The 21712-nt window shown below is 62.1% G+C and carries 19 protein-coding genes; 7 read left to right on the forward strand and 12 right to left on the reverse strand.

Features of this window, described 5'->3' with window-relative positions; all coding sequences use genetic code 11:
- Nucleotides 1-63: 63 nt before the first annotated feature.
- The 6 genes from LOY35_RS13505 to LOY35_RS13530 form a co-directional block, all read right to left on the reverse strand.
- Complete coding sequence (locus tag LOY35_RS13505; RefSeq protein ID WP_258633219.1) at nucleotides 64-1041, reverse strand: D-glycerate dehydrogenase; 978 nt, start codon at nucleotides 1039-1041, stop codon at nucleotides 64-66.
- A gap of 15 nt (nucleotides 1042-1056) precedes the next feature.
- Entirely contained in the window at nucleotides 1057-2355 is a 1299-nt protein-coding gene (locus LOY35_RS13510; protein WP_258633223.1) for an MFS transporter, read from the reverse strand.
- A gap of 64 nt (nucleotides 2356-2419) precedes the next feature.
- Nucleotides 2420-3409 (reverse strand): sugar kinase, encoded by a 990-nt coding sequence (locus LOY35_RS13515; RefSeq protein ID WP_258633225.1) that lies wholly within the window; start codon nucleotides 3407-3409, stop codon nucleotides 2420-2422.
- Nucleotides 3402-4184: a sugar phosphate isomerase/epimerase gene (locus LOY35_RS13520; RefSeq protein ID WP_258633228.1), complete on the reverse strand. Its 783-nt coding sequence runs from the start codon at nucleotides 4182-4184 to the stop codon at nucleotides 3402-3404. Before LOY35_RS13520 ends, LOY35_RS13515 begins: the two co-directional genes overlap by 8 nt.
- Before the next feature lie 146 nt (nucleotides 4185-4330).
- Nucleotides 4331-5356 carry a LacI family DNA-binding transcriptional regulator gene (locus tag LOY35_RS13525; protein ID WP_309475910.1) on the reverse strand — a complete coding sequence of 342 codons (1026 nt, stop codon included), beginning with the start codon at nucleotides 5354-5356 and terminating at the stop codon, nucleotides 4331-4333.
- 412 nt (nucleotides 5357-5768) lie between these two features.
- Complete coding sequence (locus LOY35_RS13530; RefSeq protein ID WP_258633229.1) at nucleotides 5769-7403, reverse strand: methyl-accepting chemotaxis protein; 1635 nt, start codon at nucleotides 7401-7403, stop codon at nucleotides 5769-5771.
- A 249-nt stretch (nucleotides 7404-7652) separates the two neighbouring features.
- Here LOY35_RS13530 and LOY35_RS13535 point away from each other — a divergent pair, with 249 nt between their 5' ends.
- Both LOY35_RS13535 and LOY35_RS13540 read left to right on the forward strand, forming a co-directional pair.
- Nucleotides 7653-8483 (forward strand): undecaprenyl-diphosphate phosphatase, encoded by an 831-nt coding sequence (locus tag LOY35_RS13535; RefSeq protein ID WP_258633231.1) that lies wholly within the window; start codon nucleotides 7653-7655, stop codon nucleotides 8481-8483.
- Entirely contained in the window at nucleotides 8480-8908 is a 429-nt protein-coding gene (locus LOY35_RS13540; RefSeq protein ID WP_258633233.1) for a DUF1294 domain-containing protein, read from the forward strand. The genes LOY35_RS13535 and LOY35_RS13540 overlap by 4 nt, the downstream gene beginning before the upstream one ends.
- A 2-nt stretch (nucleotides 8909-8910) precedes the next feature.
- On the opposite strand, the gene LOY35_RS13545 is transcribed toward LOY35_RS13540, so the two are convergent.
- Together LOY35_RS13545 and LOY35_RS13550 are read right to left on the reverse strand one after the other, a co-directional pair.
- Complete coding sequence (locus LOY35_RS13545) at nucleotides 8911-9264, reverse strand: MmcQ/YjbR family DNA-binding protein (protein ID WP_055126865.1); 354 nt, start codon at nucleotides 9262-9264, stop codon at nucleotides 8911-8913.
- Nucleotides 9261-10169, reverse strand: coding sequence for a LysR substrate-binding domain-containing protein (locus LOY35_RS13550; RefSeq protein ID WP_258633236.1), 909 nt, complete (start codon nucleotides 10167-10169; stop codon nucleotides 9261-9263). Before LOY35_RS13550 ends, LOY35_RS13545 begins: the two co-directional genes overlap by 4 nt.
- A 128-nt stretch (nucleotides 10170-10297) precedes the next feature.
- Here LOY35_RS13550 and LOY35_RS13555 point away from each other — a divergent pair, with 128 nt between their 5' ends.
- Nucleotides 10298-10906: an FMN-dependent NADH-azoreductase gene (locus LOY35_RS13555; RefSeq protein WP_258633237.1), complete on the forward strand. Its 609-nt coding sequence runs from the start codon at nucleotides 10298-10300 to the stop codon at nucleotides 10904-10906.
- Between the two features lie 402 nt (nucleotides 10907-11308).
- Entirely contained in the window at nucleotides 11309-12346 is a 1038-nt protein-coding gene (locus LOY35_RS13560; protein WP_258633238.1) for a dienelactone hydrolase, read from the forward strand.
- Here LOY35_RS13560 and LOY35_RS13565 read toward each other — a convergent pair.
- Together LOY35_RS13565 and LOY35_RS13570 are read right to left on the reverse strand one after the other, a co-directional pair.
- The gene (locus LOY35_RS13565) at nucleotides 12340-13533 is read right to left on the reverse strand and encodes an MFS transporter (RefSeq protein ID WP_258633240.1); all 1194 of its coding nucleotides are present in this window, start codon (nucleotides 13531-13533) and stop codon (nucleotides 12340-12342) included. The genes LOY35_RS13560 and LOY35_RS13565 overlap by 7 nt on opposite strands.
- A 268-nt stretch (nucleotides 13534-13801) precedes the next feature.
- Nucleotides 13802-15388, reverse strand: coding sequence for an ABC-F family ATPase (locus LOY35_RS13570; RefSeq protein WP_258633242.1), 1587 nt, complete (start codon nucleotides 15386-15388; stop codon nucleotides 13802-13804).
- Between the two features lie 402 nt (nucleotides 15389-15790).
- On the opposite strand from LOY35_RS13570, the gene lpxO reads away from it, so the two are divergent.
- A complete protein-coding gene (gene lpxO / locus LOY35_RS13575) occupies nucleotides 15791-16690 on the forward strand; it encodes a lipid A hydroxylase LpxO (RefSeq protein ID WP_258633244.1) in 900 nt (299 codons plus the stop codon).
- 31 nt (nucleotides 16691-16721) lie between these two features.
- On the opposite strand, the gene ligD is transcribed toward lpxO, so the two are convergent.
- Both ligD and LOY35_RS13585 read right to left on the reverse strand, forming a co-directional pair.
- Nucleotides 16722-18686, reverse strand: coding sequence for a DNA ligase D (ligD, locus tag LOY35_RS13580; RefSeq protein WP_258633246.1), 1965 nt, complete (start codon nucleotides 18684-18686; stop codon nucleotides 16722-16724).
- A 33-nt stretch (nucleotides 18687-18719) separates the two neighbouring features.
- On the reverse strand, nucleotides 18720-19610 hold the full coding sequence (locus LOY35_RS13585; RefSeq protein WP_258633248.1) for a Ku protein: 891 nt from the start codon (nucleotides 19608-19610) through the stop codon (nucleotides 18720-18722).
- Nucleotides 19611-19934: 324 nt separating this feature from the next.
- Here LOY35_RS13585 and LOY35_RS13590 point away from each other — a divergent pair, with 324 nt between their 5' ends.
- Complete coding sequence (locus LOY35_RS13590; protein WP_258633249.1) at nucleotides 19935-20276, forward strand: hypothetical protein; 342 nt, start codon at nucleotides 19935-19937, stop codon at nucleotides 20274-20276.
- Between the two features lie 33 nt (nucleotides 20277-20309).
- On the forward strand, nucleotides 20310-21458 hold the full coding sequence (locus tag LOY35_RS13595) for a PQQ-dependent sugar dehydrogenase (protein ID WP_258633251.1): 1149 nt from the start codon (nucleotides 20310-20312) through the stop codon (nucleotides 21456-21458).
- The last annotated feature ends 254 nt before the right edge of the window (nucleotides 21459-21712 follow it).

Raw genomic sequence — 21712 nt, forward strand, 5'->3', positions numbered from 1 at the left:
TCTCTGCTCGACATCGTTGCCACCGCAAACGCTTACGATGGCAGCGATCTGGCGAAAAAAAACTCAGCCTTTCCACGCCCCCGGGTTCACCAGGTTCATCGGCCGCTCTCCCGCCAATGCCGCCAGCAGGTTGTCCACCGCGCAGCGGGCCATGGCCTCTCGGGTCTCGTGGGTCGCCGACCCCATATGCGGGGTGGCCACCACATTGTCCATGCGCAGGAGCGGCGAGTCCGGGTCCAAGGGTTCGCGTTCGAACACGTCCAGCCCGGCGCCACGGATCTGGCCGTTGCGCAGGGCGTCGATCAGCGCCGCTTCGTCCACCACCTTGCCCCGGGAGATGTTGATGAACAGGGTCTCGGGGCGCATCTGCGCAAACGCTTGTGCATCGATCAGGCCTTGGGTTTCTGCCGTCAATGGCAGGGTCAGGCAAACGAAGTCGGCTTCGTGCAACAGCGCTTCTAGCGAGCAGTAGCGCGCATTGAATCGCTGCTCGACGGCAGGTTTGGGCGAGTGGCTGTGGTAGATCACCGGCATGCCGAAGCCGAAGTGGCCGCGCTGTGCCAAGGCCTCGCCGATGCGGCCCATGCCGATGATGCCCAGGGTCTTGCCGTGGACATCGGTACCGAAATGCCTCGGGCCGATGCTTTGTTGCCAGCCGCCCGTGCGAACCAGGTTGGCCAGTTCCACCACGCGGCGGGCCGTCGCCAGGATCAGCGCGAACCCGGTGTCGGCCGTGGTCTCGGTCAGCACGTCCGGGGTATTGCTCAGCAGGATCCGGCGTTCGGTCAGGTAGTCGATGTCATAGTTGTCGACCCCCACCGAGACACTGGCGATGGCTTGCAGGTTCGGCGCCAGGTCCAGTAGGGATGCGTCCAGCTTGAGGCTGGCGCCCAGCAGGCCGTGGGCTGTAGGGAGGGCGTCGCGCAGTTGCGCCAGGCCTTGGGCATCGAGGCGTTCGATGAGCGTGACTTGGGCCTGGGCGTGCAGGCGAGCCATCAACTGAGGTGATAGCGCTTTGTACAACACCACGTGCTTTTTCATGGGAGGGACCTCGATTCAGGAACGGGTGGGCGCCGGGTCTGGCGTCGCGGGGTTGGAGATGGTCCGGTCGCTGGCGCCGGGCTTGAGGGCGAGGGTCAGCACCACTGACAGCAGCAATGCGCCGCTCATCAGCAGGAAGGACATGCCCGGGGAGCCGGTGGAGCCGTTGAGGTAGCCCACCAGGTACGAACCACCGAAGGAGCCCAGCGCGCCCATGCTGTTGATCAACGCCATGGCGCCGCCGGCGACGTTAGCCGGCAGGATTTCCGGAACGATGGCAAAGAACGGCCCGTAGGGTGCGTACATGCTGGCGCCGGCGATCACCAGCAAACTGTAGGACCACCAGAAATGCTCAGGCCCCAGCAGGTACGAGGCGTAGAACGCGATGGAGGCCACCAGCAGCGGCGGCCAGACGAAACGCTTGCGCTTCTGTGCCTTGTCCGAGGCCCAGGACACGCCAAGCATGGCGACGACGGCCGCCAGGTACGGCAACGACGACAGCCATCCGGCCTCGACCATGCTCATTTGCAGGCCGGCCTTGAGGATGGACGGCAGCCACAGCACGAACCCGTAGACGCCGATGCTCCAGCAGAAGAACTGCAACGCCAGGATGATGACCTTGGGCGAGCGGAAGGCCTCGGCGTAGTTCTTCACCGCCTTGATGCCCACCTGTTCGGCCGCCAGCACGCTTTCCAGGTCCTGTTTTTCCTGGGCGCTGAGCCATTTGGCCTGGGACGGACGGTCATCCGCCAGGCGCCACCAGATGAAGGCCCAGAGTACTGCCGGCAGGCCTTCGATGATGAACATCCAGCGCCAGTCGAATTGCTGCACCAGGTAACCCGACACCACCGACATCCACAACATGGTCACCGGGTTGCCGAGGATCAGGAAGGTATTGGCGCGCGAGCGCTCGGCTCGGGTGAACCAGTGGCACAGGTACACCAGCATGGCCGGCATCACGGCGGCTTCGACCACGCCGAGCATGAAGCGGATCACGATCAGCCAGTAGGCGTTGGACACCACGCCGGTCAACGTCGCCAGCGAGCCCCAGAGGATCAGGCTGACGAAGATCAGTTTCTTCACGCTGTGTTTCTGCGCGTAGATCGCCCCCGGCACCTGGAAGAAAAAGTAGCCGAGGAAAAACAGCGCGCCGAGCAATGACGACAGTCCCGGGGTGATCATCAGGTCCTTGGCCATGCCCGAGGCTGCGGCGAAGCCATAATTGGCCCGGTCCAGGTAGGCCAGGCTGTAGGTGATGAACACGATGGGCATGATGTACCACCAGCGGCGGGTGGCGAGGTTGAGCGTTTGCATGTCGTTGACTCCTGAGCTTGTTGTTTTTGTTGCAGCAGGTGTATGTGCGCTATTCTTCAGGCTGTCATTGCTCGCACGTCAGGCCCCTGTGGGAGCGAGCCTGCTCGCGAATGACGCCCTCAAATTCAGCCGATAACTCGGTCCGGGTCGGCAACCCCTCCATGTCTCCGCGGCTCTGTACGACGCGGCTGCCAATCCAATTGGCGCGCTGCACGGCCTCGGTGATGTCCCGGCCTTCCAGCAGTGCACTGATCAGGCCGACGGCAAACCCGTCGCCAGCGCCTACCGTGTCCACCACTCGGCCCACCGGCACGCCAGCCACGAAGCCCTGGTCCTGCGGCGTGCGGTAGTAGGCGCCTTGGGCGCCGAGCTTGATCACCACAGCCTTGGCGCCCTGATCCAGGTAGAAGGCAGCGATGTCGGCCGGGTCGTCGAAACCGGTCAGCAACCGGCCTTCTTCCAGCCCGGGCAAGACCCAGTGGGCGAGGGCGGCGAGGCGATTGACTTCGCTGATCATCAACGACTCGCTGGACCACAGGCTGGGTCGCAGGTTGGGGTCAAAGGACAGGCTGCGGCCGGCCTCGCGCATGCGGGTCATCAACTCAAGGGACATCTCCCGGGCCGTCACCGACAACGCCGGCACGATACCGGTGGCATGCAAGTGCCGGGCGCCCAGCAGCGCCGGGGCAATGGCGTCGATCGACAGATGGCTGGCCGCCGAGCCGCGCCGGAAATACTCCACCTGCGGGTCGCAGCCATCGTCGCTACGGGATTTGAACTGGAACCCGGTGGGGTGCGTTGGGTCGACCGCCACGTGGCGACAATCCAGGCCTTCCTGCTCCAGCGTCTGCACGACAAAACGTCCCAGGGAATCGGCTCCGATCCGGCTCAACCACGCCACGTTGAAGCCCAGCCGCGCCAGGCCGATGGCGACGTTGCTGTCGGCCCCGGCGATACGTTTACTGAAATGGTTGACGCGGGCCAGGTCGCCGCAACTGTCGGCCACCAGCATCGCCATGGTTTCGCCGAACGACAAGACATCGAACTCAGACATGGGCAGGCTCCCGGCGTGCTTGCCCGAGGCTGGCAAGGGTGGCGACGTGTTCAGCGGTCAATTGCAGCAAGTCATCGCCTTGCAGCGGGTACTCGGCGGCGCGCATCACGTCGACGGGCATCTGCTTGAACAGCTGTTCCCACAGATGCAGATCGGTCAGCGCCGGCGGCACCGCAATCAGCTTGCCGTCGTCGCGCCGGGCCACTGCCTTGCAATGCACATACCTCACGTGGCGTCCGAGTTCGCGGGCCGCCATGGCCGCCGATTGGTCCTGCCATTGCCAGTTGCCAATGTCGAACGTCATGCCGATGGGCAATCCTTGGCGCTCGGTGGCGGCGAAGAACCGTTGGAAGGGTTCGATCCGGCCGCCCTGCGTCGTCTGGTCGTTCTCCACCAGCAACTGCACCGGGCTCGCGGCGAGGATGTCCGCCAGGCTGGCCAAGTCATGGGTGTCGGTGAAATGCCCGAGTGAGACTTTCAGCCATTTCGAGCCAAATGCTTCGGCACGCTGCAAGGCCGGCGACAGCGCGGGATTGGGCTGGGCACGGTCGGCAAGCCACAGCTCGAGGGGCGACGAGAAAATACTTTGCAGGCCTTGGGCCTGGGCGCTGGCGGCCAGCTCGGCGGGCTGTTCGTGGGTGAGCAGTTCTTCACGCCATTCGATCCGTGAGGCGCCGGCGGCGGCCAATAGCGTGGTGAAACGGCCTTGGCCTTGCTGGCGCACCAAGTCGGCGCCGTAGCTGGACAGGCTGATGGAAACGGGTGGCTTGTTCATTGTTCTACACCTCTGAAACCGGTTTCAGTTCTGTTCAAAAAAAAGGTTCTGCTTGAGGGCCCCATCGCGAGCAGGCTCGCTCCCACAAGGGATCGTCCATGCTCCCCAGTTCCACTGTGGGAGCGAGCCTGCTCGCGATTGGGCCATCACCGTTCCGTCCCCTGGGTCGACCCACGCTCAATCAACTGCGCCGCAAAATCCAGGGTTTGCACCGGCCCGTTGTCACCGCGCAAGCGCTTGAGCAAGCATTCGAAGGCACTGGCACCGATCTCGGCGGTCGGTTGGGCCAGGGCGGTGATGCCGCTGCCCACCAATGGGTACCAGTCCAGGTCGTCGAGGGCGATCAACCCCACGTCGTCGAACAGGTGGCAGCCCAATTCGCGCAGCACTTGGGTGGCGACCAGGGCGGCAATGCCGTTGGCGCAGAACAGCGCCTTGGGGCCGGGGCCCGGCTGGGCGAGGAAGGTCTTGATCCGAGCCGTCAGTTGGTCGCGGATTTCCACCACGGCGCCGGCCAGGGCCGGACGTCGTTCGATGCCCGACTTGAAGCTCTCGACCCGCTCGATCCGGGAACTGGTGCCGTCGAAGGGTTCGGTCACCATCAGCAGGTCGCGGTAGCCGCGCTGTTCGAGATGGTCGAGGGCCATCTTCACCGCCGCCGGGTTGTCCAGGCCCACCAGGTCACTTTCGAGCCGATCGACCTTGCGGTCCACCAGCACCAGGGGCATTTCGCTGCGCAGCTCAAGCAGTTCATCCCGGTGATGACCCAGGGTGTTCACGATCAGCCCTTCGATGTTGTAGGCACGCAACAGGGCCAGGTGCTGGCGCTCCTGTTCGTCATCCCGGTCGGTGTTGCACACCACGAGGCTGTAGCCGTGGCGGCGGCAGGCGGTTTCCACGCCGTGCATCACGGCAATTGAATAGGGGTTGCGGATATCAGCCACCAGCATGCCGATCAGGCGGGTGCGGCCGCGCTTGAGGCCGCGGGCCATCTGGTTGGGGCGATAGCCCAGCTCGCTGATCGCCTGCTCGATGCGCCGGGCGATGGCCTCGGAGAGCAGGGCGCGATCCTCGCCGATGAACCGCGAGACGCTGGCCTTGGAAACCCCGGCGCGTTCGGCGACATCGAGCATGGTCACGCGGCTGCGCTGGGCGGCGGAGAAAGAATTCACGGTGGAACCTGCCTGTTGGATTTATTAGTGGCTATGAAACCGGTTTCAGGAAACCTCAGAACCTGGTAAGTCGTCAAGGGCGTTGTGTGGGAGGGGCGACCGACGGTGGGTGACGATCAGGGGCCAGACGGCTGGGCCGCCGCTTCGCGAGCAGGCTCGCTCCCACAGGGTTCCAGGTTGATTGCAGGATCTGTGGTTGCCAGAGAAACCTGTAGGAGCGGGCTTGCCCGCGAAGGCGGTGTGTCTGTTACAGGTGTATTGGATGTGCCGGCGTTATCGCGGGCAAACCCGGCTCCCACAGGGGTTCCAGGTTGATCGCAGGATCTGTGGTCTCCAGCGAAACCTGTGGGAGCTAGCCTGCTCGCGATAGCAGTGGGTCAGCTTGCATCCGCGCTGGATGCAAGCGTTGCCCTTAGACCCGGAACTGTTTGAGCAGGCCGTTAAGCTGTTCGCTCAGTGCCTTGAGGCGTGTGCTGGCCAGGCTCGACTGTTCCGCCGCGATGGCGGTGCTGTGGGAAAGGCCGGCGGCTTGGGTGACGTTCTGGTTGATGTCCTCTACCACGTGGGCCTGTTGCAGGGTTGCACTGGCGATGGAGGCGTTCAGGCTGTTGAGATTGCGCAGGGCCTGGCCGATGGCATTGAGGCTGGCGCCCGCCAGGCCGGCCTGTTCGATGGTCAGTTGCGAGGCGCGGCTGCTGTCGCTGATGACTTTCACCGCGGCTTCGGAGTGAGTCTGCAGGCGTTCGATCATCCCCTGGATCTCGGCGGTGGACTTCTGTGTGCGCTGGGCCAGCAACCTCACCTCATCGGCCACCACGGCAAAGCCCCGGCCCTGTTCCCCGGCGCGAGCGGCCTCGATCGCGGCGTTGAGGGCCAGCAGGTTGGTCTGCTCGGCAATGGAGCGGATCACCTCCAGTACGCTGCCGATCTGGGTGCTTTCGCTGGCCAGGGTGCGAATCACCTCCACCGCCTGGTCGATGGTCTGGGACAGACGGTCGATCTGCTGCAAGCTGCCGTCGATGTTGACCTGGCCCTGCTGGGCCTGGGATTCGGCGTCGCGCATTTCACTGGCGGCGTGTTCAGCGTTCTTGGCGACGTCCTGCACGCCATAGGTCACTTCGTTGATGGCCGTGGCCACCAGCTCCATCTGTTGCGATTGCTGCTGGCTGCGTTCCTGGGCCTGGGCGGCGTCGCTCCCCAGTTCATTGGACGATTGCCCCAGCGCTCTGGCCGAGTCCTGCAATTGGCTTATTACTTGGCGCAACTTGGTGGTAAACGCGTTGAAGTGTCGCGCCAGTTGGGTGACTTCATCCTGGCCATGGGTGTCGAGGGTGCGGGTCAGGTCGCTTTCACCGCTGGCAATATTGGCCATGGCATTCACCGTTTCCTGCAGAGGACGCACGATGCTGCGCACGATCAGAGTCAGCAGCAGGCTCATGATCAATACGATCGACAAGCCGACCAGCGAGGCCTTGATCAGTTGAGCCTGGAACTCGGCCTGCACGTCATCCACGTACACGCCCGAGCCGATGATCCAGCCCCAGGGTTCGAACAGTTTGACGTAGGAGGTTTTCGCGACCGGTGCCTCGGCCCCCGGTTTCGGCCACAGATAGTTCACCATCCCGGCGCCCTTGGCCTTGGCGATGGTGACCATCTCGTTGAACAGCGCGAAACCGTTCGGGTCGCGGACCGCCGAGAGGTTCTGGCCTTCGAGCTTCGGGTTGGTGGGGTGCATGACCATGACCGGTGTCAGGTCATTGATCCAGAAATAGTCTGTCTCGTTGTAGCGCAGGCCACGCACGGCACTGAGAGCCTGCTTCTGGGCCGCTTCGCGGGTCAGGGTGCCAGCGGTTTCCAGGCCATGGTAATAGCTCAGCACGCCACTGGCGGTCTGGACCACATGTTCGGTTTTCTGCACCTTGGCTTGATAGAGATCGCCGTGGATCTGTTTCAGCATCAAGGCACCCAACGTGAATACCATCAAGATGGCCACGACGAGGATGAGCCACAAGCGTCGGCTGATCGACACATTGCGCAAGCTATTCATACGCTGTCACTCCAGTTTCTTGTTCTTGTCATCCACGGCCGGTGGATCGCCCCCTGGGTCATAACGCGGCGGCGTTATGAGGGCTTGTCTGATAGGATTTCGGCCTCGCAACGCAAAACCTGAGGCTGTCTTTGATTTTTCATTGGTTTTTTGGGCAAGGGCGCAGGTATCGTGCACCCGCTGCGCGCACTGGCATGACACTTGATTATCGATTGGGCTCTGCCTGACAGGGCCTTTCTTGGGGGATGAATGGATTTGTGGACGGCCTTTCAGGCATTGATTCTTGGCATTGTAGAAGGTCTGACGGAGTTCCTGCCGATTTCCAGCACGGGACACCAGATCATTGCCGCCGACTTGCTTGGGTTCGGTGGGGAACGGGCCATGGCGTTCAACATCATCATCCAGTTGGGGGCGATCCTGGCGGTGGTCTGGGAGTTCCGGCGCAAGATCTTCGACGTGGTACTGGGTTTGCCCACCCAACCCGGTGCCCGGCGGTTTACCGCTAACCTGCTGGTGGCCTTCCTGCCCGCCGTGGTGCTGGGCGTGCTGTTTGCCGATCTGATCCACGAATACCTGTTCAACCCCATCACCGTGGCCGCCGCGCTGGTGGTGGGTGGTTTTGTCATGCTGTGGGCTGAGCGGCGCCAGCATGAGGTGCACGCCGAAACGGTGGACGAGATCACCTGGAAAGACGCGCTCAAGGTCGGTCTGGCCCAATGCCTGGCGATGATTCCCGGTACCTCCCGTTCCGGATCGACCATCATTGGCGGGTTGCTGTTCGGACTTTCGCGCAAGACCGCGACCGAGTTCTCCTTCTTCCTGGCCATGCCGACCATGGTGGGCGCGGCTGTCTACTCGGGCTACAAATACCGCGCACTCTTCGTACCGGCGGATTTCCCGGTGTTCGCCATCGGTTTTGTCACCGCGTTCATCTTCGCCATGATCGCGGTCAGGGGACTGCTGCGGTTCATCGCCAGCCACAGCTACGCGGTGTTCGCCTGGTATCGGATCGTGTTCGGCTTGTTGATCCTGGCGACCTGGCAATTCGGTTGGGTCGACTGGACGACGGCCCATCCATGAATGATTCGGGCGTACGCAGACACACTGCCGGCAATACCGGTGGAGCGGTGCAGAACCTGCGGCTCAAGTTGATCGTGTTCGGGCTGCTGTGCGCACTGCCGCTGACGGGCTCGCTGCTGCTCGGGTTGCAGGAGGCGTCATGGGTGCCGTTGACGGCCTATGGGATCGTCAGCGTCGTGGCGTTCCTGCTGTACTGGAGTGACAAGCGCAAGGCGCGCTCCGACGCCTGGCGCACCCCCGAGAACGTACTGCACGCCGTGGAGCTGGCCGGCGGTTGGCCCGGGGCGTTGCTGGCCCAGCAGGTCTTTCGACACAAGACCCGCAAGGTGTCGTTCCAGGTGGTGTTCTGGTTCATCGTGCTGCTGCATCAGGCGTTCTGGGTCGACCAGCTGTTCCTGGGCGGTCATCTGCTGGCCTGGGTTTAATATCACGGCAATAGCAAACCGACCTGCGTGCGCTTGGGCAGCTTGCTGACCACCAGTTGGTGGGAGCGCCGCAGCAGGCCATGCAGTTCTTCAGCCCCCAAGGGGTAGGGCGTGTGCATGATGATCCATTGCGCTCGCGCCAGGTACGGGGCGGGATGGATGCCCGGTCGGTCGCAATGTCCCAGGAACAGATCCTTGTCGACCTTGAACGCCAATGAGTCGCTGCGCAGCCCCTGCAGGGCGAACATCTTGTTCCCGGCGATGGAAAACACCCGCACGCCACCCCATTTGTAATCTTCCCTGGCGCCAGGCAAGCCCAGGCAGAACCGTGCGACGTCCTCTTCGCTCAAACTCATAACGTCCTTTCTCCACACCGATTGAAGGCTTCCACCAGATGGTCAAGCCATGCGCGTACCGCCGGCAACATGCCCCGGCGATGGGGATAGACCGCCTGCAGCCAGCCATCGGGCAGCGACCATCCCGGTAACAATTCCACCAGTGTGCCGTCCTTCAGCTCCTGCTCGCAATACATGCTCGGCAACAAGGTAAAGCCCAGGCCGGCGAGGACGCAGGCGTGACGGACAATGAAATCGTCAATGCCCAGGCGGGCCTCGAGGGCCAATTCAGCGATCTGCCCGTCGGTGCTGTGCAGGCGCAGATGCACCAGACGATCGCTCTCAAGGGCTCCGAGCACCGGGACCTGTTTGAGGTCTTCGGGGGTTTCGATCCGCCGCCCTTCGACGAAGGCCGGGCTGGCGACCATGATCAACCGTGCCTGACGCAATCGGCGGGTCATCAGCAGCGGGTCTTCGTCACCCAGGTCGCGCACGCGCAACGCTACGTCGATGCCCTCGCTCACCAGGTCGACACGGCGATTGACCAGGATCACCTCCAGTTGGACCTGGGGATATTTTTCCAGGAAATCGGCCACCACCCCGGCCAGGATTTCGTGGGCCAGCCCCACCGGACTTGAAACCCGAAGCCGGCCACGGGGCGCGCTGGACATGCTCGCCACCGCTTCGTCGGCCATTTCCGCCTCCAGCAACATGGCCTGGCAATGGCGCAGGTAACGTTCGCCCACCGCCGTCAGTTTCAATTGACGGGTGGTACGTTGCAGCAGGCGGGCGCCGAGGCGGTCTTCCAGTTCGGCAATGCGCCTGGACAGTCGCGACTTGGGGATGCCAAGGGTGCGGCCGGCTGCGGCGAAGCCACCGGCTTCGACGACTTTGGCGAAATAATAGAGATCGTTGAGGTCTTGCATGGCGCGCTCTATTGTCCTATCAGTGGAACGAACTATCGCATCATTGCGGGCTAATCGGCCATTGGTTTCATCGGTAGGATGGTCTCCATTCGATCGCCCGGTAGCGATCCTCATTGGAGAGCATTCATATGAAACTTCTGCACATCGATTCGAGCATCCTTGGCGACAACTCCGCCTCCCGCCAGTTGAGCCGTGACGTGGTCGAGGCCTGGAAAGACGCCGAAGCAGACGTGGTCGTGACCTATCGCGACCTGGCCGCCGATGCGATCAGTCACTTTTCCGCACAGACGCTGGTTGCGGCCGGTACCAGCGCTGAACTGCGTGACGCCGCGCTGCAGCACGAAGCCGACCTCAGCGCCGCTACGATGACTGAGTTCCTCGCGGCGGATGCGGTCGTGATCGCGGCCCCGATGTACAACTTCACCGTCCCGACCCAGCTCAAAGCCTGGATCGACCGCATCGCCGTGGCGGGGCAGACGTTCAGCTACACCGAAGCCGGCCCGCAAGGCCTGTGTGGCGGCAAAAAACTGGTGATTGTCTCCACTGCCGGCGGCCTGCATGCTGGCCAGCCGAGCGGTGTGGGCCATGAAGACTATCTGAAGCTGCTGTTTGGTTTCCTTGGCATCACCGACATCGAAATCGTCCGCGCCGAGGGCCTGGCCTACGGGGATGACATGCGCAACAAGGCCATGAGCGAAGCCAAGGCGCAGATCGGCGAACAGTTCGCTGCCGCGTAAGGCTTGCACAGAGTCATCAAGCCCTGAAATCCCTGTGGGAGCGAGCCCTGCTCGCGATGACGGTGTACCAGTCATCCCTATGCTGACTGTCCCACCGCTTTCGCGAGCAGGCTCGCTCCCACACGGGTTTTTGGGTGACCGTGAGATTTGCATTCACTACCAATCTACGGTGGGAGCGAGCCCTGCTCGCGATGACGGTGTATCAGTCACCTCCATGCTGACTGTCCATAGCTTTCGCGTTTTGGGTGGCGGTGAGAGTAGCGTCACCCCCTTTGACATTGATGAATATCGAAACCTTCATGAAACGCTGTATTCTGCTTATCGGGCTTTTGGCGTAGGCCATGCAAGTCCAGGCAGCGAGCGACGGGGCCTTCCTGTCCGCTGGTGAAGGTGGATGATTCGATGATGCGTCTTGGTGCAGGGTTACTGCTTTGCCTGCTTGGCAGTCTGGTTACGGTGCAGGCCGCACCGGCGTTGCACCCCAATTGGAGTGCCGGCTTCCATGAGCTGAGCTTTCTCGATCCGCTGGATCACCAGCCGATGCACGCCATCGCTTTTTATCCGTCTATCGCCAGGGAGCAGACCAGCCAACTGGGCGGCTACCAGATCGACGCCGCGCCGGACGCCCGGATTGCCATCGGCCGCTTTCCCATGTTGATGCTCTCCCACGGCAACACCGGTACACCGCTGGCCCTGCACGATCTGGCGACTTCACTGGCGCGCAAGGGGTTCGTCGTGGTCGCGGTGATCCACCCTGGCGACAATGCCCAGGACCACAGCCGGCTGGGAACCCTGAGCAACCTTTACGGGCGGCCGATCCAGATTTCCGAGGCCATCACCGCGACCCTTAACGATCCGATGCTGTCGCCGTTCGTCAATGCTACGCAGGTGGGGGTGATCGGCTATTCCGCAGGTGGAGAAACCGCACTGATCCTGTCCGGCGCCACGCCGGATCTCAATCGCCTGCGCCGGTATTGCCAGGAGCGGCCGGACGACCGTGACGCCTGCAACACCCAGGGTGAACTGATTGCCGACCGCGACGATCTGCAACCGATGGCCGACCCCAGGGTCCGGGCATTGCTGTTGATGGCGCCGTTGAGCCTGAAGTTCGGTCGCCATACCCTGGCTGACGTCCATGTGCCGGTGCTGTTGTACAGCGGCGATGGCGACAAACTGGTGGCCTTCGACAAGAATGCCGCCGCCCTGGCCCGCAAGCTGCCCACCGCGCCGGATTTCAAGACCCTGGCCGGAGCAGGGCACTTTGTCTTCCTGGCGCCCTGCACCGATGAGCAGATTGCCGCGATGCCTGCGTTGTGCACCGATGCCGACGGTGTCGACCGCAAGGACATCCACCGCACGATGATTTCCGAAGCGGGACGTTTCTTCAGTCAGGCCCTGAGCAAGCCGACCCCGGCCGGTATGCGCACGGCCGATCAGTAAGGGGCTTGCTCGGCGCGTCGACGCAGCAGCAGGGTCAACCCCAGCCCGGTGACCGACAGTAGGGCGGCGCAGAAAAAGATCGACGAATAGCCCATGTTCAACGCCACCGCCCCCATCAATGGCCCGGCAATCGCCAGGGCCAGGTCGAAGAACACCGCATAGGCGCTCAACCCCGCGCCACGGCTGGTGTTCGGCACTTGCTTGATGGCTTCCACCCCGAGCGCCGGATACACCAGCGACAACCCGAAACCCGCCAGCCCGGCGCCTACCAATGCGAATGCGGGGGAAGGCGCCAGCCAGAGCAACACCAGCCCCAAGGTTTCGATACTCATGCACGCAATGGCCGAGTTGAAACCACCGAAGCGGGCAATGCTGGAAATGAACAGCAAGCGCGAAAGAATGAAGCAGATACCGAATACCGTCAGGCACCACGCCGCGCCGATCCAGCCACGACTGACATAAAACAGGGTAATGAACGTGGTGAGAGTGCCGTAGCCGATCGAGGCAAGGCTCAGGCTGGCCCCGTACGGCGCAATACGTCCGAACACGGCCCGGAAGGGCAGGCGTTCGCCACGGACTACCGGTACCGAAGGTTTGTTACGGATCAACAACAGCGCCGCGCCGGCCAACAGCGACAGCGCGATCCCCAGGCTGCTGAAGCCCAGGTCACCCACCATCACCACCCCCAGCGGGGCTCCGATGGCAATGGCGCCGTAGGACGCAATGCCGTTCCAGGAGATCGCACGGGCCGTGTGCTCCACGCCGACCTGGCCCATGCACCAACTGATGGTGCCAACGCCAATCAAGCCCTGGGCCACGCCAAGCAGCAAGCGGCCGACGATCAGGATCACCAGACTCGGCAGCGGCAGGCTTTGCAGCAAGGTCGAGATCAACGTCAGCACACCGCTGAGCAGAATGCCCGACAAACCGTAGACAATTGCCCGCTTGGTCCCGACGCTGTCCGACACCCGCCCGGCCATGGGGCGGCTGAGCAGGGTCGCCAGGTACTGCGAACCGATGGTCAGCCCGGCCACCACCGCACTGAAGCCCAACTGTTCATGGACATAACCCGGCAACACCGCAATCGGCAGACCGATGCAGAGGAAGGCGATGAAGGTATAGAAAACGATGGAGACGATCTGCAACGTGATCGACAGGGAGCTGGGGGTGGCTTGCGGCGTAGACATAGGCTCGTTCGCGGGCGGCGGCAGGAGAGCCTCATCATGGCCCGGGGTGGGAATAAAAGAAAGCTGGCTAACTAAATACGCGGACGAAGGTCACCGCAAATCCTTTGTGGGAGCGGGCTTGCTCGCGATGGCGGTGTGTCAGTTGATCAATATGTCGGCTGACATACTGCCATCGCGAGCAGGCTCGCTCCCACAGGGGGCTGTGTTCTTGAAATGAAAAAGCCCCGTCACATTGGACAGGGCTTTTCACTTGCAGCTCGAGGCTGACTTAGAACATCACACCCTGGCTGCGCAGGTAGTCATCATAGGTACCGCTGAAGTCGACCACGCCATCCGCGCTCAGCTCGATGATGCGGGTGGCCAGGGACGAGACGAACTCACGGTCGTGGCTGACGAAGATCAGCGTGCCCGGGTAGTTCTCCAGCGCCAGGTTCAGCGCTTCGATGGATTCCATGTCCAGGTGGTTGGTAGGTTCGTCCATCACCAGTACGTTCGGCTTCTGCAGGATCAGCTTGCCGAACAGCATGCGGCCCTGTTCGCCACCGGAGATGACCTTGACCGACTTGAGGATCTCGTCGTTGGAAAACAGCATGCGGCCCAAGGTGCCACGGATCATCTGTTCACCCTGGGTCCACTGGCCCATCCAGTCGAACAGGCTGACATCGTCGGCGAAGTCATGGGCATGGTCCTGGGCGTAGTAGCCCAGCTCCGCGCTCTCGGTCCACTTCACCGAGCCGGCGTCCGGCGCCAGCTCGCCCATCAGGGTACGCAACAAGGTGGTCTTGCCGATACCGTTGGGGCCAATGATCGCCACGCGTTCGCCGGCTTCGACGGTGAAGCTGAAGTTCTTGAACAGAGTCTTGCCATCGAAACCCTTGGACATGCGCTCGATGGTCACCGCCTGGCGGTGCAGTTTCTTGGTCTGCTCGAAGCGGATGAACGGGCTTACGCGGCTCGATGGCTTGACCTCGGCGAGCTGGATCTTGTCGATCTGCTTGGCGCGGGAGGTGGCCTGCTTGGCTTTCGAGGCGTTGGCCGAGAAGCGGCTGACGAAGGTCTGCAGCTCGGCGATCTGGGCTTTCTTCTTGGCGTTGTCCGACAGCAACTGCTCGCGGGACTGGGTCGCGGCGATCATGTATTCGTCGTAGTTGCCCGGGAACAGGCGCAGCTCGCCGTAGTCCAGGTCGGCCATGTGGGTGCAGACGCTGTTCAGGAAGTGCCGGTCGTGGGAAATGATGATCATGGTGCTGTTACGCGCCGTGAGAATGTTTTCCAGCCAGCGGATGGTGTTGATGTCCAGGTGGTTGGTCGGTTCGTCGAGCAACAGCACTTCCGGATCGGAGAACAGTGCCTGGGCGAGCAGCACCCGCAGTTTCCAGCCTGGCGCGACTTCGGTCATCGGGCCGAAATGCTGCTCCAGCGGAATACCCAGGCCCAGCAACAGCTCACCGGCGCGGGATTCGGCGGTGTAGCCGTCCATTTCGGCGAACTCGGTTTCCAGCTCGGCCACGGCCATGCCGTCTTCTTCGGTCATTTCCGGCAGCGAATAGATGCGATCGCGCTCGGCCTTGACCTTCCACAGCTCTTCGTGACCCATGATCACGGTGTCGATGACAGTGAATTGCTCGTAGGCGAACTGGTCCTGGCGCAATTTGCCCAGGCGTACGTTCGGCTCGAGCATGACTTGGCCGCCGGACGGCTCGAGGTCGTCGCCGAGGATTTTCATGAAGGTCGACTTGCCGCAACCGTTGGCGCCGATCAGGCCGTAGCGGTTGCCCGCGCCGAATTTGACAGAGACGTTTTCGAACAGCGGCTTGGCGCCGAACTGCATCGTGATGTTAGCTGTAGAGATCAAAGGTTTATCCTGCGGAACATTCAGAGTAGCTAAGGGTGCGGCAGTACCTGTTCAGTACCTGTCTGCGCCGATCCGCAACCGTGCAAGGCGGCGCGGTCACAAGCGCAAGGGTCCATCCGGCATAAGAGGACAGCAGCATACGAAGCGCCGGGCCCGAGTGGATGTGCGCGAAACCGGGTTCACGGTGTCGGCCAAAAGGGGGGCGCACAATATTTGGCGGCGATTGTACTGATCTGGCCGCGTTAACGATAGGGTATTGCCTGGGCAAGACGGTTTTTCACAAATGAGGATAACTTTCAGTTACAACCTGTGGCTAAAATGCCACCTTTCAGCTGCCATCCCTTTTTGCCGCTTGGTTGGCCAGGGACGCGACCTGTTCACTCCACTAGTGTGACGGACTCCGTGAAACTCATCATTGCCGCAATCTATATCCTGTCCATCGGCTATGTGCACCTGCGCGGACGCGTGCGGCATAAGCTCGGACGCCAGCTAAGCGACCATTCGTCCTTCCTGGCGCCCGTCAATTGCCTGCTTTACCTGTGTTCTAAACTGCCTAACAAGCCATACCTGAGCCCGGTAGACTTTCCTGGCCTGAGCCCCCTGCAGGCCCATTGGGAAGAAATTCGCGCCGAGGGCCAGAGCCTGTTGCAAGCAGGGGCGATCAAGCGTTCAAGTCAATACGACGATGTGGGTTTCAATTCGTTCTTCAAAACGGGCTGGAAGCGCTTCTATCTGAAATGGTACGGCGACAGCCACCCCTCGGCCATGAAGCTGTGTCCACGCACCACCGAACTGGTGCAGAGCATCGGTTCGATCAAGGCGGCAATGTTTGCCGAGCTGCCGCCAGGTTCCAGACTGGTTCGGCACCGCGACCCGTACGCCGGGTCCTATCGGTATCACCTGGGCCTGGAAACCCCCAACGATGCCGGTTGCTATATCAATGTCGATGGCGAGCCTTACCATTGGCGCGATGGCGAGGCGGTGATCTTTGACGAAACCTTCATCCATTACGCCGAAAATACCACTTCTCACAACCGCATCATTTTGTTTTGCGACGTGGAGCGTCCGATGAGGTTTCGCTGGGCGACCGCGTTCAATCGCTGGTTCAGCCGTACTGTGATGGCCGCTGCGGGTGCGCCGAACGATGCCGGTGACAAGACGGGCGGATTGAACCGGGCGTTCTCCAGGCTCTATAAGATTCGCTTGCAGGGCAAGGCGCTGAAGAAGCGCAACCGAAAGCTGTATTACCTCCAGAAGTGGGCGTTCTTTGGTGGCCTGCTGGCAGTGTTCATCTGGATCTGAACCCTTGCCCGGCTCCTACCGGAGCATATGTTCATTCCTTGGGCTTTTCTGCATCCAGTTGCTCCCACATCCTGGCGGTGATCCGTTGGCGGTGGCTGTAACCTTCCCATGGATCGGCTCTCAGGGCCTTGACCCGTTCAAGGACCGTCTGGATATCCCATTGCTGGGCGTTGCGCAGGCCGTCGAGTTCGGCCCTGGCGACCGGAACCGATACCGGCAAGCCCGGCCGGGCGCGTACCGAGTATGCGACGACCGTGCTGGCGCCCCGGGCATTACGCAGGTAATCGACGAATACCTTCCCGATCCGGTTCCTGGGCCCCATGGTCGCGGTGATCCGTTCCGGCATCTGGCGGGACATGAACTGTGAGATCGCTTTCGCGAAGGCCTTGGTGGCGTCCCAGCCTTCGCTGCGCGCCAGCGGCACGACGATGTGCATGCCTTTGCCGCCGCTGGTCTTGAGGAACGCCTGCAGGCCCAGCTCATCGAGCACCGACAAGGTCATGCGAGTGGCCTCGAGCATGGCGCTCCAAGGCAGTGACGGATCGGGGTCCAGGTCCAGGACGAACAGGTCCGGCGTCTCGATCCGGTCGTGGGTGGCGGTCCAGGTATGCAGCTCCACCGTGCCCATCTGCGCCGCGCTGATGAGCGCCTGGAGGCTGTCGATTTCCATCAGGGCGGCGTGGCCCGGGTCCAGTCCCGGATCCAGTTGTCGGATATGGGGGATTTCCAGGCGATCGGCGTGTTTCTGAAAGAACTGTTCCTCGCCGATTCCGTCCGGTGCCCGCAACAGCGCAACGGGGCGCTGTTTCAGGTGGGGCAGGATCCACGGTGCGATCTGCGCGTAATACTGCGCCAGTTCGACTTTATGCACGCCACTGACACTGTCGATGACGCGCTCGGGATGGGTGATTTGCACGCCCTCGACGTCTACCTCGCGTTTCTTGCCGCCGCGCTTGGATTCAGGCGTCCCGGTTTTTCTCGGCAGCGGGTGTTCGCGGACAATCCTGTTCGCTGGCATGTCGTCGAGTAGCGCCACGAAAGCGGCCTGGTTTACAAGGCCGCTGGCGGTCCATTCGGTGAACTCGACCTCACAGACCAGGTCAGGCTCGACCCACTGCACGCCGCGACCCTGTGTCGGGTTGACAGGTTTGGCCAGGGGCGAATCAGCGCGCTCCTGGGCGGACAGTCGCTCGTGCAATCGTTTGATTTCATCCTGGCCGAGCCCGCTGCTGACCCGGCCGGCATACACCCATCCCGAAGAATCTTTGACTGCGAGCAACAAGGCACCGAAGCCGTTGCGCCTGCCTTGTGGGCGCGTGAACCCGACGATCACGAAGGCCTGGCGCAGCCGGCACTTCAGATTGACCCAGTCGCTGCTGCGCCTTGACACATAAGGGCTGCCCTGACGCTTGCCGACCACGCGATCCAGCGAGAGGGCGCTGGCGCTTTCCAGGATCTCATCCTCGCTGGCGGAAAAGGCTTCGGAGAAGCGCAGTCGCTTGCCACCGTGGTGCTTGAGGACTTTTCTCAACGCCGCGCGTCGTTCTTCCACGGGGGTCTGACGCAAGTCCTCGCCATTGAGGAAGGGGGCGTCGAACAGCACGTAGACCATGTCCACCGTACGGCCGATTTCGAAGGCGTCGCGCAGGGCGCCCATGTCGGACTGGCCGGTTTCGTCGAGCAGAACCAGGTCGCCGTCCAGCCAACTGTCTCTCAGGTTCAGCTCCGCCAGGGCCTGGGCGTGCAGTTTGAGGCGTTCGGTCCAATCCTGATGGTCGCGGTTGAACAGGCGGACTTCGCCATCCTCGATGCGGGTCAGCAACCGATAGCCATCGAATTTGACTTCATAGCGCCATTCACCGGTGGGCGGTTGCTCCACGGGCGTCGCCAGTTGTGGCAGCAGTCGTTCGGGAAGGCGTTTTTTGCGGCCCCGTTGGGGGCGGCTGCTCACGGTTCTTTCGGATGTGGGGGCAGATTCACGATCGGCCTTGGCCATGACAGATTCCCTTGTATCGCTAACGTCCGTGGTTTAGCCCCGGGAGGCCTTGGGGGCTTTTTTGGCGGGAGCGGATTTACTGGTCTTCGCAGCTTTTGCAGGCGTTTTTGCGGCGGGCTTGTCAGAGGCCTTGCCCTTGCTGCCCAGGCTGCGCTTGAGCAGTTCGGTCAGGTCGATGACATCGGCGGTCTTGCGCTGTTCTTCGCCCGGGTCGGTTTCCACTGCTTCGAGCCGGCCTTCGTTGGCCTTCTTCTCCACCAGCTCCATGATCTTGTCCTGGAAACTGTCCCGATAGTCCTGGGGTTCCCAGTCGGCGCTCATGTCTTGCACCAGGCGCTTGGCCATCTCCAGCTCGCCTTTGACCAGGTTCGGTTTGGTGACCTCGTCACCCAGTTCCAGGATGTCCAGCCCGCGCACTTCTGCCGGCCAGCGCAGCATCACCAGCACCAGGGCCGACTCCAGGGGCATCAGTGCCGCCAGGTGTTGGCGGGTATGCAGGACGACGTGGGCCAGGGCCACCTTGTTGGTCTTGATCAGGGTTTCGCGAAGCAAGGCGTAGACTTTGCCGCCACGTTTGTCGGGAGCGAGGAAGTAGGGCGTGTCGATGTTCTGCAGCGGGATCTTCTCGCTGTCGACGAAAGAAAAGATATCGATGGTCTGGGTCGATTTGGGATGGGCGGAGCGGATTTCCTCCTCGCTGAGCAGCACGTACTGGCCTTTCTGGTACTCGACGCCCTTGACGATGTCTTCCTTGGTCACCTCCTTGCCCGTGACCTTGTTGACCCGCTTGTAGCCCACCGGATCCATGCTGCGCTTGTCCAGCCAGTCGAAATCCACGCCTTGGGACGACGTCGCCGAGACCAGCGCCACGGGAATGTGGACCAGTCCGAAACTGATTGCGCCTTTCCAGATTGCCCGTGCCATGCTGCGGTTTCCTTGCCATAAAGGGTTCTCTCTGGTGACCTTCCTGCCTTTGAAAAAGTTTCCATCGGGCGCCGGTTGGCGGTGTGGCAGGGCGGTGCCTCTTCGATGAATACCGACCCGGAAGGTGCCCTTGTGGGAGCGAGCCTGCTCGCGATGGCGGAGTGTCAGTCAACATTGCCATCGCGAGCAGGCTCGCTCCCACAGGATTGCTCTCAGAGAAGCCTCGTTACATCTTCAAGCGGATATTTCGCTTAACAACCGTGAACCTGCGCGGTAGCGTGTTTTCGATATCCCTGAGCGATTTCCGCGAAGCAGGAGGTACCGATGAACAGGCTCGTACTCGCCATCACCACGCTATTGCTGAGCGCCGTCGCTCAGGCCGCGACACCCGGCCAGGGCCCTGTGATCGTGGCCCAGAACCTGCCGGGCAACAACAACCCCTATAACAATCCCATACGTCGGGCCAATCCCAACAGCATGCAGGGAACCCAGCCCAACGTACCGACGATCCATAACAACCCGACGATTCCGGTGCCTCGTCGACCGACCCTGGAAAACGGCGGTATCGGCAATGGCTATCCGCGTTCGGGCCCGCCGGCCGGTTCGCCCAGGCCCACCATCGAATCCGGTACGCCACCCAGGAACCCGAACGGCAGCAATCGCTAGTCGTCCTGTTATCCATCACAGAAGGAAGTGTGCATGTTGCGTAAAACACTCCAGGCCGCGCTCTGCGCCAGTGCGGCCCTGACCCTGGCCGCGCCGGCCTGCGCCGCGCAAACCCAGGTATTGAAGAGTGAAGAGGGCACCGTGGAGGTGACCACCGTGGTCAGGGGCCTGGAACATCCCTGGTCCGTGGCGTTCCTGCCGGGGCAGCGGGGCATGCTGGTCACGGAGAGACCGGGCAATCTGCGTCTGGTGAGCCCCGATGGTCGGCTGTCGGCGCCATTGAGCGGTGTGCCCGAGGTATGGGCCAACGGCCAGGGTGGTTTGCTGGATGTGGTGCTGTCGCCGGACTTCAAACAGGATCGCACCGTGTACCTGTCCTACGCCGAAGCCGGTAAAGACGGCAAGGCCGGTACCGCGGTAGGTCGCGGGCAGTTGTCCGAAGACCTCAAGAGCCTGGAGAACTTCGATGTGATTTTCCGTCAGCAGCCCAAGCTCTCCACGGGTAATCACTTCGGCTCGCGGCTGGTCTTCGACCGCGAGGGTTACCTGTTCGTCACCCTGGGGGAAAACAACGACCGGGCGACGGCCCAGGACCTGGACAAGCTGCAAGGCAAGATCGTGCGCATCTACCCGGACGGCAAGGTGCCGGATGACAACCCTTTTGTTGGCCAGAAGAATGTCCGTCCCGAGATCTGGTCCTATGGCATTCGCAATCCCCAAGGGGCCGCGCTCAACCCCTGGAACGGCACGTTGTGGGAAAACGAGCATGGCCCCAGGGGCGGCGACGAACTGAATATCATCGAGCGTGGCAAGAACTACGGCTGGCCGCTGGCGACCCATGGCATCAACTACTCCGGCGCACCGATTCCCGAAGCCCAGGGCAAGAACGCCGAAGGCACGCTTGGCCCGCACCATGTCTGGCAAGTCTCGCCGGGCCTCAGCGGCATGGCGTTCTATGACGACGAGCGTTTCAAGCCTTGGCGGCACAACGTCTTCATCGGTGCGCTGGTGTCCCGCAACCTGATCCGCTTGCAGATGGAAGGCGACAAGGTCGTGCACGAAGAGCGCCTGCTGGGCGAGCTCAAGGAGCGGATCCGCGATGTGCGCCAGGGACCGGATGGCTACCTGTATGTCCTGACGGATGAAAACGACGGGGCACTGTATAAAGTCGGGCTCAAATGACCCGGATCCTGTAGGCACCCGGAAAAACTGTGGGAGCGAGCCTGCTCGCGGTGAGGGGTAGCCAGTCAATATTTCATCAACTGACACACTGCCATCGCGAGCAGGCTCGCTCCCACCCGGTTTTCGTATGATCAGAGAGTCGAGTCCAACACGGGCCCCTGTGGGAGCGAGCCTGCTCGCGATGACGGCGGCACATTCAACCTTTCTGTAACAGAGACACCGCCATCGCGAGCAAGCTCGCTCCCACAGGGATT

It is taken from the genome of Pseudomonas sp. B21-028 (genome assembly GCF_024749045.1).
Classification (GTDB): Bacteria; Pseudomonadota; Gammaproteobacteria; order Pseudomonadales; family Pseudomonadaceae; genus Aquipseudomonas.

What these genes read in the sequence shown, in the direction of transcription:
- LOY35_RS13505 (WP_258633219.1), bottom strand. Translation starts at nt 1,041, where the DNA reads ATGAAAAAGCACGTGGTGTTGTACAAAGCGCTATCACCTCAGTTGATG.
- LOY35_RS13510 (WP_258633223.1), bottom strand. Translation starts at nt 2,355, where the DNA reads ATGCAAACGCTCAACCTCGCCACCCGCCGCTGGTGGTACATCATGCCC.
- LOY35_RS13515 (WP_258633225.1), bottom strand. Translation starts at nt 3,409, where the DNA reads ATGTCTGAGTTCGATGTCTTGTCGTTCGGCGAAACCATGGCGATGCTG.
- LOY35_RS13520 (WP_258633228.1), bottom strand. Translation starts at nt 4,184, where the DNA reads ATGAACAAGCCACCCGTTTCCATCAGCCTGTCCAGCTACGGCGCCGAC.
- LOY35_RS13530 (WP_258633229.1), bottom strand. Translation starts at nt 7,403, where the DNA reads ATGAATAGCTTGCGCAATGTGTCGATCAGCCGACGCTTGTGGCTCATC.
- LOY35_RS13535 (WP_258633231.1), top strand. Translation starts at nt 7,653, where the DNA reads ATGGATTTGTGGACGGCCTTTCAGGCATTGATTCTTGGCATTGTAGAA.
- LOY35_RS13540 (WP_258633233.1), top strand. Translation starts at nt 8,480, where the DNA reads ATGAATGATTCGGGCGTACGCAGACACACTGCCGGCAATACCGGTGGA.
- LOY35_RS13545 (WP_055126865.1), bottom strand. Translation starts at nt 9,264, where the DNA reads ATGAGTTTGAGCGAAGAGGACGTCGCACGGTTCTGCCTGGGCTTGCCT.
- LOY35_RS13550 (WP_258633236.1), bottom strand. Translation starts at nt 10,169, where the DNA reads ATGCAAGACCTCAACGATCTCTATTATTTCGCCAAAGTCGTCGAAGCC.
- LOY35_RS13555 (WP_258633237.1), top strand. Translation starts at nt 10,298, where the DNA reads ATGAAACTTCTGCACATCGATTCGAGCATCCTTGGCGACAACTCCGCC.
- LOY35_RS13560 (WP_258633238.1), top strand. Translation starts at nt 11,309, where the DNA reads ATGATGCGTCTTGGTGCAGGGTTACTGCTTTGCCTGCTTGGCAGTCTG.
- LOY35_RS13565 (WP_258633240.1), bottom strand. Translation starts at nt 13,533, where the DNA reads ATGTCTACGCCGCAAGCCACCCCCAGCTCCCTGTCGATCACGTTGCAG.
- ligD (WP_258633246.1), bottom strand. Translation starts at nt 18,686, where the DNA reads ATGGCCAAGGCCGATCGTGAATCTGCCCCCACATCCGAAAGAACCGTG.
- LOY35_RS13585 (WP_258633248.1), bottom strand. Translation starts at nt 19,610, where the DNA reads ATGGCACGGGCAATCTGGAAAGGCGCAATCAGTTTCGGACTGGTCCAC.
- LOY35_RS13590 (WP_258633249.1), top strand. Translation starts at nt 19,935, where the DNA reads ATGAACAGGCTCGTACTCGCCATCACCACGCTATTGCTGAGCGCCGTC.
- LOY35_RS13595 (WP_258633251.1), top strand. Translation starts at nt 20,310, where the DNA reads ATGTTGCGTAAAACACTCCAGGCCGCGCTCTGCGCCAGTGCGGCCCTG.